General features: G+C 37.8%; 2 protein-coding genes. Both read right to left on the bottom strand.

Annotation, left to right across the window (positions count from 1 at the left end):
* Positions 1–632: hypothetical protein (locus ACZFYI_RS20195; RefSeq protein WP_462525919.1), on the bottom strand; the 632-nt coding region annotated here is incomplete at its 3' end.
* Positions 633–720: 88 nt separating this feature from the next.
* On the bottom strand, positions 721–1,586 hold an 866-nt coding region (locus ACZFYI_RS20190; protein WP_462525918.1), incomplete at its 5' end, for an AraC family transcriptional regulator.

Below are 1,586 nucleotides of genomic sequence, written 5' to 3'. Positions count from 1 at the left end.
GTGACTACCGGTAAATCCAAGTCGTTTCCTTCAGTTCTTTTCTTGACTTCCATCACCTCAAATGCCACCATTCCAAGATTTGCACCTTGAAGATTACCCTCCAAAGGAGAATAATTGACATTAATATCGCTGTCATATACCACTGCCAAAACTTTAATACCTTTAAGCATTTCTATACCTTCAGCCCTTAAGGGAGTCACAAGAGGAATTTCATTCAAAAGAACTTCGCTGTCACCGTCTATATTGGGAGCTCCTAAGCCCGGACCGGTAGTCAAATAATTCATTGCACCATTATCGGTGGGGCCTGCATTAACCCATCTATTGGGGATGTTTTTCAATGCAAACCAACCTTCATTACCCACCTGGCCAGTATACAAGTCAATTGTTTTACCTACATTTTCTTTGAAATATTTAAGCTGAGATCTTTGTCCCACAGCGGCAATCTGATCATTGACATCTGATTCTGAAAAACCATTAGGTCCAATGCCATTATCAATGCTGCTTTCATCTAAAGCCATGAGTACTATATAATCTTCAAATACAGGACTGAGATTTTCAGTCTCCGAACCTGGCATACATGAACCTATCCAAATGAAAATCAATAAAATATTGAAACTTATTCTTTTACTCATGGCTAAATGGATTATAAAAGTTTGGAGATATTTCATATCAAATAATATGCCAATGAGTTAACTTTAAATAATTAAAGTTTTACTTTAATTACCTTTGGTGTTTTGCGAGATATTCAGAAGGAGAAAAACCCATTGAAGACTTGAACTGCCTATTAAAATTTGAAAGGTTGTTGAACCCAGATTCATACCCAATCTCAGAAATGTTCATCTTCTCTTCCAAAAGCATTTTACAGGCATACCCGATCCGGATTTCATTCAGAAATTTAGAATAGTTTTTCTTGGTATTTTTCTTAAAAAACCTACAAAATGCTGTTGGATTCAGGTTTGCGATGTCAGCTACCTCTTCCAACGTGATGTTTCTATGAAAATTATTAAAAGTAAAAGAATACACTTTATCTATCCGACTGTCCCCGTTTTTTTCTTTTGGATGTTGGAAGCCCCTAGAGGAAAGATACTTAAAATCAACCTCCTCGGCTAGTTCTTGAAGGAATTCCATCAATCTCATCCATCTAGGAAAGCCCTCCGAATGGTGAATAGCGAGCATTTTCTCTTTTGCAGATGCTTTTAAAGCACCGCCGAAGAGGATCCCTTGGGAAGCCCTTTCAAAGAGCGCTTTTATTTGAGTCATCTCAGGAATATCAAGAATTGGTTCTCCTGAAAAATCCTTTCTGAAGTGAATAGTGATAGATTCTGCTGTCAATTCACTGCCTTTTTCAAAATAAGCTTTGTCATTTTGCCACATATGAGGCATATTCTCTCCAATCAAAACCAACTCCCCTTCTGAAAAAGGCAGAATACTGTCGCCAACAAAACGCGTTCCTGTACTTTTGGTCATCATTACCAGTTCCAGCTCGGGATGGTAATGCCATATATTGAGAAAATGGGGGTAGTTGTGGATGGCAGAGATAAAGGATTTGTCAAATGGCTTCCTTCTCTCAAGTAATTTTGCTTTCA

The sequence above is a fragment of the Aquiflexum sp. genome (assembly GCF_977115555.1).
The sequence above is the reverse complement of the archived record's forward strand: the minus strand, read 5'-3'. Positions and strand labels throughout refer to the sequence as shown.